This window comes from Nocardia sp. CNS-044 (assembly GCF_059570515.1).
Genome location: NZ_JCANSX010000012.1, coordinates 89214 through 106678, shown reverse-complemented (window position 1 = coordinate 106678; position 17465 = coordinate 89214). Strand labels below are relative to the sequence as shown.

At 70.9% G+C, this 17465-nt stretch carries 15 protein-coding genes; 14 read left to right on the top strand and 1 reads right to left on the bottom strand.

Annotated features, from left to right (window positions below; all coding sequences use genetic code 11):
- Positions 1–143 precede the first annotated feature (143 nt).
- The 8 genes from T333_RS30940 (at position 144) to T333_RS30905 (ending at position 8625) form a co-directional block, all read left to right on the top strand.
- Positions 144–422, top strand: a complete 279-nt coding sequence (locus T333_RS30940) for a YlxR family protein (protein WP_354999452.1) — start codon at positions 144–146, stop codon at positions 420–422.
- Positions 423–531: 109 nt separating this feature from the next.
- The gene (gene infB, locus T333_RS30935) at positions 532–3546 is read left to right on the top strand and encodes a translation initiation factor IF-2 (RefSeq protein ID WP_357253970.1); all 3015 of its coding nucleotides are present in this window, start codon (positions 532–534) and stop codon (positions 3544–3546) included.
- A gap of 112 nt (positions 3547–3658) precedes the next feature.
- Positions 3659–3949, top strand: coding sequence for a DUF503 domain-containing protein (locus T333_RS30930; protein WP_067782782.1), 291 nt, complete (start codon positions 3659–3661; stop codon positions 3947–3949).
- A 48-nt stretch (positions 3950–3997) separates the two neighbouring features.
- Entirely contained in the window at positions 3998–4441 is a 444-nt protein-coding gene (gene rbfA / locus T333_RS30925) for a 30S ribosome-binding factor RbfA (RefSeq protein ID WP_354999454.1), read from the top strand.
- Positions 4442–4453: 12 nt separating this feature from the next.
- Positions 4454–5455, top strand: coding sequence for a DHH family phosphoesterase (locus tag T333_RS30920; protein ID WP_496426698.1), 1002 nt, complete (start codon positions 4454–4456; stop codon positions 5453–5455).
- A complete protein-coding gene (locus T333_RS30915; RefSeq protein WP_496426697.1) occupies positions 5452–6825 on the top strand; it encodes an MATE family efflux transporter in 1374 nt (457 codons plus the stop codon). The genes T333_RS30920 and T333_RS30915 overlap by 4 nt, the downstream gene beginning before the upstream one ends.
- 52 nt (positions 6826–6877) lie before the next feature.
- On the top strand, positions 6878–7879 hold the full coding sequence (locus T333_RS30910; protein WP_496426696.1) for a permease: 1002 nt from the start codon (positions 6878–6880) through the stop codon (positions 7877–7879).
- Positions 7876–8625, top strand: coding sequence for a TIGR03943 family putative permease subunit (locus tag T333_RS30905; protein WP_496426695.1), 750 nt, complete (start codon positions 7876–7878; stop codon positions 8623–8625). The genes T333_RS30910 and T333_RS30905 overlap by 4 nt, the downstream gene beginning before the upstream one ends.
- A gap of 1 nt (position 8626) precedes the next feature.
- On the opposite strand, the gene T333_RS30900 is transcribed toward T333_RS30905, so the two are convergent.
- Positions 8627–9109, bottom strand: coding sequence for a nucleotide exchange factor GrpE (locus T333_RS30900; protein WP_496426694.1), 483 nt, complete (start codon positions 9107–9109; stop codon positions 8627–8629).
- Between the two features lie 104 nt (positions 9110–9213).
- Between T333_RS30900 and T333_RS30895 the strand changes: the two genes are divergently transcribed.
- The 6 genes from T333_RS30895 (at position 9214) to T333_RS30870 (ending at position 17401) form a co-directional block, all read left to right on the top strand.
- A complete protein-coding gene (locus T333_RS30895; RefSeq protein ID WP_496426693.1) occupies positions 9214–10896 on the top strand; it encodes an Hsp70 family protein in 1683 nt (560 codons plus the stop codon).
- Between the two features lie 6 nt (positions 10897–10902).
- Entirely contained in the window at positions 10903–13878 is a 2976-nt protein-coding gene (locus tag T333_RS30890; RefSeq protein WP_496426692.1) for a SaeA-related protein, read from the top strand.
- Between the two features lie 256 nt (positions 13879–14134).
- Positions 14135–15091, top strand: coding sequence for a metallophosphoesterase family protein (locus T333_RS30885; protein ID WP_354999462.1), 957 nt, complete (start codon positions 14135–14137; stop codon positions 15089–15091).
- 141 nt (positions 15092–15232) lie between these two features.
- Complete coding sequence (gene npt, locus T333_RS30880) at positions 15233–15901, top strand: 4'-phosphopantetheinyl transferase Npt (protein ID WP_354999463.1); 669 nt, start codon at positions 15233–15235, stop codon at positions 15899–15901.
- Entirely contained in the window at positions 15901–16824 is a 924-nt protein-coding gene (gene truB / locus T333_RS30875; protein WP_496426691.1) for a tRNA pseudouridine(55) synthase TruB, read from the top strand. The genes npt and truB overlap by 1 nt, the downstream gene beginning before the upstream one ends.
- 172 nt (positions 16825–16996) lie before the next feature.
- Complete coding sequence (locus tag T333_RS30870; RefSeq protein WP_354999465.1) at positions 16997–17401, top strand: DUF4345 domain-containing protein; 405 nt, start codon at positions 16997–16999, stop codon at positions 17399–17401.
- Positions 17402–17465 lie beyond the last annotated feature (64 nt).

Genomic DNA, 17465 nt, shown 5'->3' with positions numbered 1-17465 from the left:
TGTTGGTAACTTCCGCGGGGGAGGGGTTCGGCGTTCGGGGCCGGGCAGCGGTACAGTGGTCCCAGGTTCAGCACGAGCCTTCGGCTTCTTCGCTCGAACGCACCACCGATCGACTCCCCGCTTCCGAGCGGCGGTCGGCCCCGGTGCGCACGTGTATCGGATGTCGGAAGCGCGAGTTGGCCGTCGATCTGTTGCGGATCGTGGCACAAGATCGGGAAACCGGCGACGGATCCCGTATCGTCGTGATCGTTCCCGATCCGCGGCACAGACTTCCCGGGAGGGGTGCCTGGTTGCACCCCCTTTCGTCTTGTCTGAGCACCGCAGAACGGCGCCGAGCATTCGGCAGAGCACTACGAGTGTCCGGACATCTGGATATCTCAGCCCTGGAGCATTACCTCGAGAACAGGCACGAGCACTCATGAGCACACCGTGAAGTACCAACGATGAACGTCCATCGGAGATAACCCGAGGTCGTGCGGGCCGCCGTCCCCTGAAACGGTGGCACTGCTCGACCTCTCAGTGAGGAGAGCAGTGGCAGGCAAGGCCCGCGTGCACGAGTTGGCCAAAGAACTCGGTGTCACGAGCAAAGAACTACTCGCAACGCTCAAGGAGCAGGGCGAGTTCGTGAAGTCGGCGTCCTCGACGGTGGAAGCGCCCGTCGCCCGTCGGCTGCGCGAGTCGCTGGCGGCGAAGTCCGCGCCGGCGGCAGACTCCAAGTCCGGGGCACGCCCCGGGCCCGCTTCGTCGGCCCGTCCGGCCGCGAAGCCCGCCGCGGGCGGTCCGCGCCCCGGCCCACGTACCCCGGCTCCGGCGCAAGCCGCCGCGTCGTCCCCGGCCGCGCCCGCGGCCCAGGCCGCCGCGACTCCCGGCCCGGCCACCACCCGTCCCGGTGACGGTGTGCGCCCCGGTCCGGCCGTGAAGCCGGGCCCCGCCGCGCCCGCGCAGGACTCGGCGCCCGCCGCCAAGGCCGCGCCCGCTCCGTCCGGTCCGCGCCCGACCCCGGGTGCGCCGCGTCCGGGCCAGCAGCAGCGTCCCGGTGCGCCCGCGCAGGGTGGTCCGCGTCCCGGTGGGCCGAAGCCCGGCCCCAAGACCCCGCGCGTCGGTAACAACCCCTACTCGTCGACGCCCGCGCCCGAGCGCGCCCCGCGTCCGGCGCCCCAGGGCGGTCCGCGTCCGGGTCCGGCTCAGGGCGGTCCCCGCCCGGGTCCGGCCCAGGGCGGCCCGCGTCCGGGTCCCGCTCAGGGTGGCCCGCGTCCCGGTCCGGCTCAGGGCGGCCCGCGTCCGGGTCCCGGCCAGGCCGGTCCGCGTCCGGCCGCTGCCCAGGGTGGCGGCCCCCGTCCCGGTGGTCCCCGTCCGAGCCCCGGCTCGATGCCTCCGCGTCCGAATCCCGGTGCGATGCCGCAGCGTTCGGCCCGTCCGGGTCCCGGCGGCGCCGGTGCGGGTCGTCCCGGTCGTCCGGGTGGCGGCGCCGGTGGCGCCGGTCGTCCCGGCGGTGGCGGCGGCTACCGCGGTGGTGGCGGCGGCACCGGTGCGCCCGGTGCCGGTGCGGGTGCTCCCGCGGCCGGTGGTTTCCGTGGTCGTCCCGGTGGCGGCGGCGGTCGCCCGGGTGGTCCCGGTGGCCGTGGCGGTGCGGCCGGTGCGTTCGGTCGTCCCGGTGGCGCCCCGCGTCGTGGTCGCAAGTCGAAGCGGGCGAAGCGCGCCGAGTACGAGAGCATGCAGGCGCCCGCCGTCGGCGGCGTGCGGCTGCCGCGCGGCAACGGCGAGATCATCCGGCTCGCCCGTGGCGCGTCGCTGTCGGACTTCGCGGAGAAGATCGACGCCAACCCGGCCGCTTTGGTCCAGGCGCTGTTCAACCTCGGCGAGATGGTCACCGCGACCCAGTCGGTGAACGACGAGACCCTCGAGCTGCTCGGCAGCGAGATGAACTACGTCGTGCACGTGGTCAGCCCCGAGGACGAGGACCGCGAGCTGCTGGAGAGCTTCGACCTCACCTACGGCGAGGACGAGGGCGACGAGGAGGACCTGCAGGTCCGTCCCCCGGTCGTGACCGTCATGGGTCACGTCGACCACGGTAAGACCCGACTGCTGGACACGATCCGCAAGGCCAACGTCCGCGAGGGCGAGGCCGGTGGCATCACCCAGCACATCGGCGCCTACCAGGTGATGACCCACCTCGGCGACGACGACCGACTGATCACCTTCATCGACACCCCGGGTCACGAGGCGTTCACCGCCATGCGTGCCCGCGGCGCGAAGGCCACCGACATCGCGATCCTGGTGGTCGCCGCCGACGACGGCGTCATGCCGCAGACGGTGGAGGCGATCAACCACGCGCAGGCGGCCGACGTGCCGATCGTCGTGGCGGTCAACAAGATCGACAAGGAAGGCGCGAACCCGGAGAAGATCCGGCAGCAGCTGACCGAGTACAACCTGGTGGCCGAGGAGTACGGCGGCGACACGATGTTCGTCGACATCTCCGCCAAGCAGGGCACCAACATCGACGCACTGCTCGAGGCCGTCCTGCTCACCGCGGACGCGGCCCTCGACCTGCGCGCCAACCCGGACATGGACGCCCAGGGTGTCGCCATCGAGGCGCACCTCGACCGCGGCCGTGGTCCGGTGGCGACCGTGCTCATCCAGCGCGGCACGCTGCGCGTCGGCGACTCGATCGTGGCGGGCGACGCCTACGGTCGCGTGCGCCGCATGGTCGACGAGCACGGCGACGACGTCGAGGCGGCGCTGCCGTCGCGGCCCGTCCAGGTCGTCGGTTTCACCTCGGTGCCCGGCGCCGGTGACAACCTGCTCGTCGTCGACGAGGACCGTATCGCTCGCCAGATCGCCGACCGCCGCAACGCGCGCAAGCGCAACGCGCTGGCCGCGCGCAGCCGCAAGCGGATCAGCCTGGAAGATCTGGATGCCGCGCTGAAGGAGACTTCGGAGCTGAACCTGATCCTCAAGGGCGACAACTCCGGTACCGTCGAGGCCCTCGAAGAGGCCCTCATGGGTATCGAGGTCGGCGAGGAAGTGCGCCTGCGGGTCATCGACCGCGGTGTCGGTGGCGTCACCGAGACCAACGTCAACCTGGCCTCGGCGTCGAACGCGATCATCATCGGGTTCAACGTGCGCGCCGAGGGCAAGGCGACCGAGCTGGCCAACCGCGAGGGCGTCGACATCCGGTACTACTCGGTGATCTACCAGGCCATCGACGAGATCGAAAAGGCCCTCAAGGGCATGCTCAAGCCGATCTACGAAGAGGTCGAGCTGGGTCGCGCCGAGATCAGGGCCATCTTCCGCTCGTCGAAGGTCGGCAACATCGCGGGCTGCATGGTCACCTCCGGGTCGGTCAAGCGCAACGCCAAGGCGCGTCTGCTGCGCGACAACGTGGTGATCGCCGAGACCGTCACCATCTCCTCGCTGAAGCGGGAGAAGGACGACGCGACCGAGGTCCGCGAGGGCTACGAGTGCGGTATGACGCTGACCTACTCCGATATCAAGGAGGGCGACGTCATCGAGGCGTACGAGCTCCGCGAGAAGCCGCGCGACTGACCGGTCCGAGTATTCGAACACCGCACCAGCGTCCGAGGCCCCGCTTTTTCGGCGAGGCGCCGGGCGCGAGGTGCGGTGTTCGGTTCGGCCTAGAACACTGAAAGGTGTGTGGGTGTACCTAGGTGCACTGGAGTTCGACATCCTGCTCGGCGACGTCCATTCGCTGAAGGAGAAGCGGTCGGTCATCCGGCCGATACTGGCCGAGTTGCAACGCTTCGGCGTGAGCGCGGCCGAGGGCGGGGAACACGATCGGTACCGGCGCTCGTTGCTGGGAGTGGCCATGGTCAGTGCCGGCATGGATCACCTGACCGAGGTGCTCGACAAATGTGAGAGGCACGTCGCGGCGCGCCCGGAGTTACAGTTGCTGGCAGTACGCCGCCGGATCTTCGGGCCCGAAGACTGAGCCCCGCGACGCCAACCGAATACAGACAACAGTGAGGAGGAGACGGCCATGGTGGATCAAGCCAGGGCACGCCGACTCGCGAAGCGGATTTCCTCGATCGTCGCCACCGCGATCGAATACGAGGTGAAGGATCCGCGGCTGCGTTTCGTGACGGTCACCGACGCGAAGGTCACCGGTGATCTGCGCGAGGCCACGGTGTACTACACGGTGATGGGTGAAACCCTCGAAGCCGAACCGGATTACGCGGCCGCGGCCGCCGGTCTGGAGAAGGCCAAGGGTGTGCTGCGTTCCAAGGTGGGGGCGGGAACCGGGGTGAAGTTCACGCCGACGCTGGCGTTCGTGCTGGACAAGGTGCCCGACGCCGCGCGCGAGATGGAGGAGCTGCTGGCCCGCGCCAGGGCCGCCGACGACGCGGTGGCAAGGACGGCCGCCAACGCGCGGCCCGCGGGCGAGGCCGATCCGTACAAGGTCGAGCGCGACAGCGCCGAGTGACGCGCGACACGGATGACGACGAGCGGTAACAAGGCCGAACTCGACGCGGCCGTCGCGGCGCTGAACGCCGCCGGATCGGTCACCATCCTGTGCCATGTGCAACCCGACGCCGACACCATCGGCAGCGGTCTGGCGCTGGCGCTCGTGCTGCATCGGCGCGGGATCCCGGTGTGGGTGTCGTTCGCCGAGCCCGCCGAACTGCCCGCTTCCATGCGCTCGCTGCCCGGGATCGAGCATCTGGTCCGGCCCGCGGCGGTGCCGCGCGAAGTGGACCTGCTCGTCGCGGTGGACTGCGGCAGCGCGGGGCGGCTCGGCGCGCTGGCCGACCGGCTGTCCGGCGCGGTGACGACGCTGGTGCTCGACCATCACCGCTCGAACACCCGCTTCGGCGCGATCAACGTGGTGGACTCGGGCGCGGAGTCGACGACCAGCCTGATCGCCCGGCTGCTCGACGCCTGGGGCGTGCCGATCGATGCCGAGGTCGCGCACTGCCTGTACGCGGGCCTGGTCACCGACACCGGCTCGTTCCGCTGGGTGCGGCCCGGAACCCACCAGCTGGCCGAACGGCTGCTCGCCACCGGGATCGACGGCGCCGAGATCGCGCGCACGCTGCTGGACACCCATCCGTTCGACTGGCTGCCGATGCTGTCACGGGTGCTCGGCACGGCCCGGCTGGAGCCCGGCGCGCGCGGCGGGACCGGGTTGGCGTACGCGTTCGTGCGCCGCGACGACGTCACCGGCGTGCGGTCGGAGGAGGTCGAGAGCGTCATCGATATCGTTCGCACCACGGCCGAAGCCGGGGTGGCCGCGGTGTTCAAGGAGTCGCGCACGGTCGACGGCCGCTGGACCGTGTCGCTGCGGTCCCGCGATTCCGGGCCCGGCGCGCAGGACGGGGTCGATGTCGCCGAGGTCGCGACCGCGCTCGGCGGCGGCGGGCATCGTTACGCGGCCGGGTACACCACCGACGGACGCCCGGAGGACGTGGTGCGGGCCCTGCTCGCGGCGCTCGGATGAGCACGCGGGATATCGCGGGCGTCAGTGCCGAGAGCGATGCCGATCCCGCCGAGGCCGGGCCGAGGCGCATTCTCGGCCTCGCGCTACCCACGCTGGGCGTCCTGGTCGCCGAACCGATCTACCTGCTGTTCGATCTCGCGGTGGTCGGCAGGCTCGGCGCGCTGGCGCTGGCCGGACTGGCCGTCGGCGGCTTGATCCTCGCGCAGGTGAGCACCCAACTGACCTTCCTGTCCTACGGAACGACCGCGCGGGCCGCGCGCAGGCACGGCGCGGGCGACGAGCGCGGCGCGGTGGCCGAGGGCGTGCAGGCCACTTGGCTCGCGGTGCTGGTCGGCCTGCTGATCCTGATCACGGTGCAGGCGTTCGCCGTTCCGCTGACCAGCGCCATCGCGGGCGGCGGGGACATCGCCGCCGAGGCGCTGCCCTGGGTGCGGATCGCGCTGTTCGGCGTGCCGCTCATTCTGATCGCGATGGCGGGCAACGGGTGGTTCCGCGGTGTTCAGGAGACCCGTCGTCCGCTGCTGTATGTGGTTGCCGGTCTTGTGCTTTCGGCGGTGCTGTGCCCGGTGCTGGTGCATGGCTTGCTCGGCGCGCCCACACTCGGGTTGCCCGGCTCGGCGGTGGCGAATGTCGCCGGGCAGACGGTGACGGCCGCGCTGTTCCTGGGAGCCTTGGTGCGCGAACGCGTTTCGCTGGTTCCGCAGTGGGCGGTGATGCGCGCCCAACTGGTGCTCGGCCGCGACCTGATCATGCGCAGCTTGGCCTTTCAGGCATGTTTCGTGTCGGCGGCGGCCGTGGCGTCGCGGTTCGGTGCTGCGTCCGTCGCGGCGCACCAGCTGGTCCTCCAACTGTGGAACTTCCTTGCGCTGACGCTGGATTCGCTGGCCATCGCCGCGCAGGCTCTGGTGGGTGCGGCGCTCGGGGGTGGAAACGCCGTGGGTGCGCGGCGGCTCGCGTGGCGCGTCACGCGGTGGTCGGAGGTCTTCGCGCTCGCGTTGGCCGGTGCGTTCGCCGCGGGGTACGCGGTCGTCCCGCCGCTGTTCACCGACGACCCTGCGGTGCTGGATCGCACCCACGTGGTGTGGTGGTTCTTCGTGGGCATCATTCCGGTCGCCGGTGTGGTGTTCGCGCTCGACGGCGTGCTGCTCGGTGCGGGTGACGCCGCGTTTCTGCGGACCGCGACGCTCGGTGCCGCGTTGATCGGCTTCCTGCCCGCCATCTGGCTCTCGCTCGTCTTGGACTGGGGAATCGCGGGCATCTGGTCCGGTCTGGTCGCTTTCATGGTGCTGCGGCTCGCGGCGGTGGTCTGGCGGACGCTGACGGGTCGCTGGGCGCAGGTGGGCGCGGAGATTCCGCGCGGCAGCGCCTGACCGTCCGGTTCGCTATTTCGAAAACGATATTCATTCCTGGCAAGATGGGGGAATGCTCGAGCAGCTGCCAGCGCGCCGCACGCGAATCCGGGTGTCGTCGACCTACGTTCTCGCCGGGTTGCTGGTGGCGGGAATCGTCTGGCAGGCCCAGCTCGCCTCGGCGATCGACGCGCGGCTGCGGCTCCAGACCGCGCTGACGATGTTCGTCGGAGTCTTCGTGCAGGCCATTCCCTTTCTCGTGCTCGGTGTGGTGGTCAGTGGCGCAATCGCCGCGTTCGTCTCGCCCGCGCTGCTGCGGAAGGTGTTGCCGCGCAATGAGACCGCCGCGATCGGTGTCGGCGGGCTGGCGGGGCTCGCGCTGCCCGGCTGTGAATGCGGCGTCGTTCCGGTCGCGCGCAGGCTGATCGATCAGGGCGCGCCGAGTTCGGTGGCGCTGGCCTTTCTGCTGTCGGCGCCCGCGATCAACCCGGTGGTGTTGATCGCCACCGCGGTCGCGTTTCCCGGCGAACCGGGAATGGTGGCGGCGCGGTTCGTCGGCTCGCTGGCCACCGCCCTCGTGATGGGGTTGCTGTGGTCGCGGTTCGGCAGCCCCGCCTGGATGCTGCCGCGCGGCGGACCGGACCACTGCGTGACCGGCCGCACCCGGGCCGAGGTCTTCGCCGAGGCGGCCCGCCACGATCTGCTCCAAGCAGGGGCGTTCCTGGTGCTGGGCGCGGCGACCGCTGCGGCGCTGCACGTCCTGGTTCCGCCGCGCTGGTTCGAGCACCTGGCCACCCGGATGCTGCTGGCCATCGTGGTGCTCGCGGTGCTGGCGGTGGTGCTCGCGTTGTGTTCGGAGGCCGACGCGTTCGTCGCGGCGAGCATGTCGACGCTGCCGTTGTTGCCGCGGTTGGTGTTCCTGGTCGTCGGGCCCGCCGTGGACGTCAAGCTGTTCGCGATGCAGGCGGGCGCGTTCGGGCGGCGGTTCGCGCTGTGGTTCGCGCCGTCGACCTTCGCGGTCGCGATCGTCTGCGCGACGGTGGCGGGTTACGTCTTCCTCGGGGGTGCGCGATGAGGCGGGAAACGCAGAACCTGCTGTTGCTGCTGATCGGAATCGCGGTGCTGCGCATCACCTTCGACGGCACCTACCTGCGCTACGTGAAGCCGGGTCTCTTTCCGTTCCTGCTGGTCAGCGGGATCGGCATCGTCGCGCTCGGCACCGCGGCGGTCATCGGCGACCTGTATCGCGGGTCGTCGCGCGGCAGCAACCATCGCCATCAGCACGAGCACGGACACGAGCACGGGCATGGGCGCGTGCAGTGGCTGCTGCTCGCGCCGGTCGCCACCCTGCTGCTGGTCGCGCCGCCCGCACTCGGCGCGGGGGCGGCGGTGACCAGCTCGGCGATTCGTCCGCCGGATACCGTTGTCGCGCAACCGGAGTTGATCGCCTACCCGCCGTTGCCCGACGAGCCCGCTCCTTTCCTCTCGATCTCCGAGGTGGTGAACCGTGCGACGCTCGACTCCACCCGGTCGCTGGACGGCCGGGAGATCACCGTCAGCGGTTTCGTGCTGCGCCGCATGCGCGGCTACGGCATCGACCTCGGTCGCGTGGTGATCACTTGCTGTGTGGCCGATGCCCGTTACATTCGGCTGCACATGTCCGGCATCGAGGAGCCGCTCGACGAGGACACCTGGCTCGAGGTGCGCGGCGTCGTGGAACCGGGCAGCGCGCGCCGCGACCGCGACTCGATCCCGACGCTCGTCGTCCGCGAGTACCACCGCGTCGAACGGCCCGACCACTCCTACGAGCGGGGCCGCTGACTCACGCGGACTCTTCGACCGCGCGATAGCGGCGGACGACGACACCCGCGGGACGGACCGACCGGCCCGCCACGGTGAGCCCGGGGTGCACGAGCCCGTCGACGGTGCGGTCGGCGTCCGGGTCGGTGGTGGCGGTGACGTCGGCGGCCTCCATCGTGAGCGAGTCGAAGGGGTCGTCGGGACGCGGCGTGACGATCGCCGCCCCGCGACCGGTGAGCAGCCGTTCGACGCGTGCGCCGATGACCTCGAACGCCGCCCGCTCTCTGGGCGATTCGGCGGTGGCCGCGCAGGCGGCGGTGTCGTTGTGCAGGGCGAACAGCTCGACGACCAGCGGAAGATCGGCGCCAGCGCGGTCCTGGCGGGCGCGGGCCTTCGCTTCGTCGGCGAGGCGCTCGATGGTGGCGGCCTGGCGGGCGACGATCCGGGACAGGTCCTCGACGCGTTCGACGAGTTGGGCGAGCGATTCCGCGACTGGTTCCGTCATGCTCGCACCATAGCCCGGACGCGAGTCGATTGTTTTGAGCGTCAGCCGGATTCGCCCATCGGTCGCTGCGCCACTGTCGGCGGTGGCTGATACCATCGCCTGCCATGGGGGTCTACGGCATCGACCTGGGCACAACGAACTCGGCGATCGCGCGGATCGACGCCGACGGTCGGCCCGAAGTAATGATCGGCATGAACGGGGAACCGACGGTTCCCTCCGTCGTGCTGTTCGCGTCCGCGTTCGATCATCTGGTGGGCGAGGGCGCCCGGCGGCAGGCCCGGCTGGATCCCGAGCACGTGTGCTCGCTGGTGAAGCGTCGAATGGGCGACGCGGAGTGGCGTTTCGCCGCGCACGGCGAGACCTGGTCCGCGCCCGCCGTTTCCGCGCTGATCCTGAAGAGTCTCGCCGCCGACGCGGAATTCGGCGGCGGCGAGCCGGTGCGCCGGGCCGTGATCACGGTGCCCGCGTACTTCGGCGACGAGGAGCGGCGCGCCACCATTCAGGCGGGAACCTACGCGGGCTTCGATGTCGCGGGCGTGCTGTCCGAGCCGATCGCCGCGGCGTTCTCCTACGGTTTCGGCAGGCTCGACGGCGGCGTCGACATCGGCAAATCCGGTGCGCGTGAGACCGTGCTCGTCTACGACCTCGGCGGCGGCACCTTCGACGCCACCGTCATCGAGCTGGCCGATCGCCGCATCTCCGTGCTCGCCGTGGAAGGCGATCACCAGCTCGGCGGCGCCGACTGGGACGAGCGGATCGCCCTGTATCTGTCTCAGCGGTTCTGCGCGGCCAATCCCGATGCCGAAGACCCACTGGACGATTCGGCGGGTTCGCAGACGCTGGTGTTGGCCGCCGAGCGTGCCAAGCGCGAGCTCAGTGTCCAGGAGAGCACGGAGGTCGTCGTCGCGCACGACGGCGCCCGCGCCGTCATCACGCTGACCAGGGACGAACTCGAGTCGATGACGGCCTCGCTGATGCGCCGCACGCTCGATCTCACCAGGGATTGTCTGGCCGCGGCGGGCAAGCGCGGCGTGGCGTCGGTCGACCGGCTGCTGCTGGTCGGCGGCTCCTCCCGGATGCCGATGGTCGCCCGTGAGCTGGAGAAGGAACTCGGCCTGATCGGCGAGTTGCGCGACCCGGATCTGTCGGTGGCGCGCGGCGCGGCGCTCTACGGCGAGAAGCTCGAGATGGAGCGGTTGATCGTCGCCGATCTCGTCACCCGCGGTCGGCTGCGCGACGGCTCCGGTCTGAACGAGGCGGCGCCCGCGGATCTCGAGCAGTCGGTCGCGCGGGTCGCGGAGTCGTTCGGCCAGCCGGTGAGCCTGGTGCGGCGGATGCTGGAGATCCAGGTCGACACGGTGGTCTCGCGCGGATTCGGTGTGCTCGCACTGGATTCGCACTACGGGTTGGCGGCCGCCTGGCTGGTGCACCGCAACCAGACGCTGCCGGTTCGGGTGCGTCGGTCGTTCGGCACGGTGCGCGAGGACCAGGATCAGATCGAGCTGACCATCGTGGAACAGCAGGGACAGGCCGCCTCGATGCGTCCCGAGGACACCAAAGTGCTTGTGGAGGGCCGGATTCGCGGCATTCCCCCGGGCTACCCCGCGGGTAGCGAGGTGCGCGTCACCTTCGAGATGGGCTTCGACGGCGTGCTGCACGTGACAGCGCACCACGTCGACGCCGACATGCCGCTGACGTTGTCGGCGCAGACCGGAGCAACCCTGTCCCAGGCCGATGTCGCGCGCGAGCTCGACCAGGTGCAGCGTTCCCGGCGTCGCGACAGCTGAGCCGCCATGCACGCTTTCGACCCCAACGACTACCGCAAGCGGGTGCTCGCCGCGGTCGAACGCCGCGGCGGCATCGACCAGTCGGACCCGTTCGAGCTCTACGACATTCCGCTCGACGAGGCCGAGACCCTCAGCGACGCGGAGGTTTCCGCTCGGGTGAGCGAGGTGTGGGGCTTCTGGCAGCGCCAGCGCGACCATCCGAAGTACCGCGTGCTCGTCGGATTGCTGGTGGAAAGCCACGACCACCTGTCCTATCTGCTGCTCGACGCGTCGACGCGGCGGGCCGAAGCGATCCGGATCCGGCAGGAGCGCGAACAGCGCGACGCCGAACGCTACGAGATGCTGGACACCGCGATCTCCCGGCTGGTGCAGCGCCACGGCGGGGTGCCCGCCGCGAAGGTGCCGGGGCTGGAGGAGATCGGGGCGATGGGCGGGCTGTCCGCCGCCGAGGTCGCCACTCGTTTGCGCCGCCACCGGATCATCCAGGACGCGCCGCGGCCCACCGCGTCCGCCAGCACACTCACCGACCAACGGCGTCAACAGATTCGCGGGCTGCTCGCCGAATGGGGGCGCCTGGTGGACGGTCCGCCCGCGCCGACGTTGCTCGGGCTGCTCGGGCTGGATCCGAGCCGCGCCACGCACACCGGCGAGATCCGGCTGCGCGCCGACGCGTTGCGCGCCCGGTCCCGCGAGCTGCCGCCCGGACGGATGCGCGTGGTGCTCGACGAACTGCTCGTGCACGTGCAGGACCTGCTGGAGCCCGGTGGCCCCGAGGTGGCCGAGTACGTCGCCTCGATCGTCGAGGACGTCACCGCGGAGCTGCGGCCCAAGGTGCGGGCCGCCGTGCTGGTCGAGGACGAGTTGGTGGGGGAGGACTACGAGTTCCTGCTCGACGAGGCGATCGCGCTCGGCATGGACCCGCACGCCGCGGGACGACTGCTCGAAGACCTGGCCGTCGAATTGGGTTCGCGCGCAGTCGGTTCCGCGCGGCCGACGCCCGCGCCTTCCGCGTCGAGCACGGGCCGAGCGGCGGCACCCGTCGTGCCCGCTCCGCCGCGGCGGCAGTGGGAGGAGCCGCTCAAGGCCGCGCGGGCGGCGTTGCGAAGCGGTCGTCCGCAGGAGGCCGCGCGCCACATCGCCGAGGCCAGGGGCCTCGATCCGCACAACGAGGGCACCACACCGATCCGCTCGGTGTCCGACGACGTCGAACGGGTGCTCGCCGACGCGGCCCGGCTCTGGCGGGTCGCCCTCGCGGCCCGCGCGGCGACACGCTACGTGGAGGCGCTCGAACACCTTCGGCAGCTGCGACGCGTCGCCGCCGACGTGCCGCCGCCCACCGGATCGGCCGCTGGCCTGGACGAACTGCTCGCCGAGGCGGAACGGGCCGTCGCCGAGGCCGACCGCTTGGTCGCGGCCGCGGCCGCGGGGCCGTCCGCCGAACGCTCCCGCACCCTGCGCGCCGCCCAAGCCGCCTGCGTCGACCACCCGGGCGCGAGCGAGGCGCTGGCCGCCACCCCCGTTCCCGCCCCCGGCCGCGTGACGGCCACCCGCATGACGAACGGCTCCGTGCAGGTGGTCTGGACGCCCGCTCCGGCCGACGACGTGGCCTACCGCGTCACCCGCCTCCAGCCGGACGGCTCCTGGCGCGTGGTCGGCCGCACCGGAGGCACCGAACTCGAAGACGGAGGCGCTCCGCCCGGCGAAGTGCCGGTGTACGCCGTCGCCGCCGCTATATCGGGGAGTTACTCCGAAGCCACACGTTCGGACGCCGGTCCCGATCCGCGGTCGTTGCCGACCGCCTCGACGGACACGCACGGCCGAGCCGCGCAACCACTTCCGGTGTCGGGGCACGCCTCGGTAGACCGCTCCGGGTCGGCCGACTCAGGCGGTTCCGGCATGCCACCGAGTTCGGTCGTCCAACCGGCCTCGGCCAGCCAGTCCGCTCCGGTGGGCAGCCACGACCAGGCCACTCCCGCGGTTCCTCCTGGCACGACTATGGTGCCGGGCGGGCGTGCCGACGGCGAAAACTCGGCCCAACCGGAGTTGCTGGAGCGAACCGGCTCGGCCCCGAGTCAGCCCGCGCCGGTGGATGGGCACGGTCGGGCTGCCGACGTGGGTTCGACGGCTGAGCCCAGCGCGACGATGGTGCCGGGCGCGCGTGCCGACGGCGAACACGCGGCCCAGCCCGAGTCGCTGGACCGGTCTGCTTCGGCCGCCCCAGCCGCTTCCGCGCCGGTGCCGCCGAGCTCGGTGCTCCAACCGGCCAGCACGAGCCAGTCCGCGCCGGTGGACGGGCACGATGGAGCAGCCGACGCCGGTGCTGCCGGTGATCCCGCCCCGATGAGGCGGCCCGACTCGACCGGCGGGCATTCGCAGGCGATGCCGCACGAGGTTGTCGATCGGTCCGGCTCTCCGACAGAGGAACCCACGGTTCGGCAGGATGCCGACGGTCTGCCCGGCTCGGCGGTCGAGTCGGGCGAGACAGCCGACTCCAGCGGAGTTCCTTGGTCCGGTTCGCCTGCCGAGCAGGGGTGGTCGCCGGATTCGGCTCAGTCCAGCCCGGTCGCGCGGTCGGCGGGGTCCGGTGAGTCCGCCGAGTTCGAGGCGGGGACCGCGACCGGCTCCGGCGTCGAGCCCACCGCGCCAGTGGTGCCGGACGATCCCATGCCGAGCGGCATCCCGGTGGTCACCGATCTTGCCGAGCGTGCGGGTCTGTTGACCTTCGTGTGGCCGACGGGGATCACCGAAGTGATGGTGGTGGCGCGTCCCGACCGTCCGCCCCTCGCACCGGACGAGCCGGAAGCACGCGCGTGGAAGGTCACCAACATGCGATACGAGCTCGACGGAGGCGTCCGGGTTCCGCCGGACCTGCCGCGCCCCTGCCACATCGCCGTGGCGTCGTGCCGCCGCGAGCCCAGCGGCAAATTGACCGTGGCGGCGGGCTTCGCGCCGGGCGCTCGGATCCACTGGACGCACGCGTAGTCGACGGCGGCGTCCGGGTTCCGCCCGGGTCTACAGAGTCCGTGTCACTCGCCGTGGCGTCGTGTCGCCGCGAACCCAACGGCAGATCGACCGTGGCGGCGGGCTTCGCGCCGAGCGCTCGGATCCACTGATCACCGCGCCCAGCCTCGGGGCACTGCGGAATGCCGCCCGCGTTCACCGCGTTCCGATCGGGGATGAATCGTGTTGGCGGAGGCGGGCGGCGGCTGGTCGTCTCGGATGTGACAAGGTGGGTGTGGTGATACCCAAGTTGATGGCGGTGAGCGACGTACACGTCGGGCATCAGGGGAATCGGCCGATCGTGGAGCAGATCCAGCCGGACTCGCCGGAGGACTGGCTGATCGTCGCCGGTGACGTGGGGGAGAAGACCGAGGACATCCGCTGGGCGCTGGAACTGCTGCGCCAGCGCTTCGCCAAGGTGATCTGGGTGCCCGGCAACCACGAGCTGTGGACCACGGCGAAGGATCCCGTGCAGATGCACGGCGTCGCCCGCTACGAGTACCTGGTGTCGATTTGCCGCGACCTGGACGTCGTCACACCCGAGGATCCGTTCCCGGTGTGGCGCGGGGCCGGCGCCGAGGCACATGGCGGCGCGGTGACGCTGGCCCCGATGTTCCTGCTCTACGACTACTCGTTCCTCCCCGAGGGCGCGAAGACCAAGGCCGAGGGCCTGGCCATCGCCCGCGAGCGCAACGTGGTCGCCACCGACGAGTTCCTGCTCTCCTCGGAGCCGTATCTGACCAGGGACGCCTGGTGTCACGCCCGGGTGCAGGTCACCAAGCGCAAGCTGGACGCGCTCCCGCCGGAGACGCCGCTGGTGCTGATCAACCACTTCCCGCTGGTCCGCCAGCCCACCGACGTCCTGTTCTATCCCGAGTTCGCGCTGTGGTGCGGCACCGACCTGACCGCCGACTGGCACACCAGCTACAACGTGGTGTGTTCGGTGTACGGGCACCTGCACATTCCGCGCACCTCCTACTACGACGGCGTCCGCTTCGAAGAGGTCTCGCTCGGCTACCCGCGCGAATGGCAGCGCCGCGGCCTGCCCGACAAGCTGCTGCGCCAGATCCTGCCCGCCCCGGAGTATCCACCGGGCACGCTGAACAAGTGGGGCGGTCATTTCAAGGTCACCCCCGAGATGGAGGCGGCCGCGGCCGAGATGCGCAGCCGCGCCCAGCGCAGGCGCGGCGTCTGATCCGGCCCTGACGGGCGCTGTCGGACCGAGTTCGTCGCGCATGCGGAGGTGCGCCCGACCGGACAGCCGGATGAAGTCCTTCGTCGGCCCGCGAACGACCGCAGCGCATGCGGAGGTTCGCCTCGACTAGGCTCGGAGCCGATGATCGAGAACATTCTGCCCAATGGCGTCGCCTCGGCCGAGCTGTTGGCGTACCCGGAGGATCTGAAGCCGCATCCGGCCGAAGAGCATCTCATCGCGCAGTCGGTGGAGAAGCGGCGTCGCGATTTCATCGGCGCCCGCCACTGCGCGCGGCTGTGCTTGGAGGAACTCGGTGAGCCGCCGGTCGCGATCGGCAAGGGCGAGCGGGGCATGCCGATGTTCCCGCGCGGCATCACGGGCAGCCTCACGCACTGCGACGGCTACCGCGCCGCGGCGCTGGCGCACAAGATGCGCTTCCGCTCGATCGGCATCGACGCCGAACCGCACGGCGCGCTGCCGGACGGCGTGCTCGACTCGGTGAGTCTGCCCGCCGAGCGGGAGTGGTTGCGCGACATCGATTCTCGCCTGCACCTGGATCGGCTGTTGTTCTGCGCCAAGGAGGCCACCTACAAGGCGTGGTTCCCGTTGACCACCCGCTGGCTCGGTTTCGAGGAGGCGCACATCACCTTCACCGTCGAGGAGAACGCCGACGGCACCGGTTCGGGCACTTTCCGCAGCCAGCTGCTGGTGCCGGGCCAGACCAACGACGGCGGGCTGCCGCTCACCTCGTTCGACGGACGCTGGCTGATCGCCGACGGGCTGATCCTGACCGCGATCGCGCACGGCTGATGACCGAGCCGACCACCCAGGCGCAGCGCCCCGACGTGCTCGGCGGCCTGTTGATCGTGGACAAGGACGGGGGCTGGACCAGCCACGACGTGGTGGCCAAGTGCCGGAAGTTGTTGCGTACCAAGAAGGTCGGGCACGCGGGCACGCTCGACCCGATGGCGACCGGGGTGCTGGTGCTCGGCGTCGAACGGGCCACCAAGCTGCTCGGCCTGCTGACGCTCACCACGAAGGCCTACACCGCCACCATCCGGCTCGGCCAGTCCACCACCACCGACGATGCCGAGGGCGAGACCCTGGCGACCGTCTCCGCGCTGCACCTCACCGACGCCGACATCGCCACGCGAATCGCGGAACTGACCGGTGACATCGAGCAGGTGCCCGCCACCGTCAGCGCCATCAAGGTGAACGGCGAACGCGCCTACGCCCGCCACCGCGCGGGTGAGGAAGTGCGCCTCACCGCCCGTCCGGTGACCGTGTCACGCTTCGATGTGCTTGCCCGGCGCGATGTTTCGGACGGCTTCGTCGATCTGGACGTCGTGGTGGAGTGCTCCTCCGGCACCTACGTGCGCGCGCTGGCCCGCGACCTCGGCGCCGCGCTGGGCGTCGGCGGTCACCTGACCGCTTTGCGCCGCACCAGGGTCGGCCCCTTCACCCTGGAACACGCGCGAACGCTGGATCGGCTCGCCGGGGATCCCACGCTGAACCTCGGCATCGACGAGGCGGTCCGCATCGCGTTCCCGCACCGCACGATCGATGACCGCGAAGCCGAATCCCTGCGCGACGGACGGTGGTTGGATCCGATCGGCATCGCGGGCGTGCATGCCGCGCTGACCGCCGACGGCACCGCCATCGCGCTGCTCGAGGAGAAGGGCAAGCGCTCCTCGCCGGTCTTCGTCATCCGCCCGCGCGGACTCGTGGACTGACGGCACTCCGGCCGCCGACGGTCATCGGACAGGCCGCGCGGCTCGTCCGGTTTCCGGATGTTGACGCAGGTCTGCCCTGGCCCTACTATCGCTTGTAGTAGTCGCACATCGGCGCGATCTTCCAGGTCAAGACCGTTGTGCGGCAAGGGGTTATGTCCTCTGGAGGGAAGCCATGGCGAAGCTGCTGAAGATCCTGGCGATGACGATGGGCGTAGCGTGCGTCGCGATCGGCTTCCTCCACCTGGCGCTCGGCATCGACTCGGTGCCCGACATGGGTTCCTCCGGTGTCACCGCCGACAGCCAGAGTCGCTTCTTCGGCGCCATTTTCGTCGGGTACGGCGTGGCGTGGATCTGGACCGCGCGCCGTACGCCGATTCCGGCGCTGGCGGTGCGGTGGCTGGCGGGTATCTTCCTGCTCGGCGCGGTCGGGCGGGTGTTGTCCGTCGCCGTGTACGGGTGGCCGCACTGGTTCCAGATCGTGCTCACCGTCATCGAATTCGCCTTCCCTCCGGTGTATTTCTGGCTGGCGGATGCCGATGAGAAGCGGGTGGCGGCCGAGCGGGTCGCCGTTCCCTAGCGGCGGCGACTACCGAACACGGCAGGCGCTGCCGGACGGAGTCCGTCGACAGACCACGGACGGC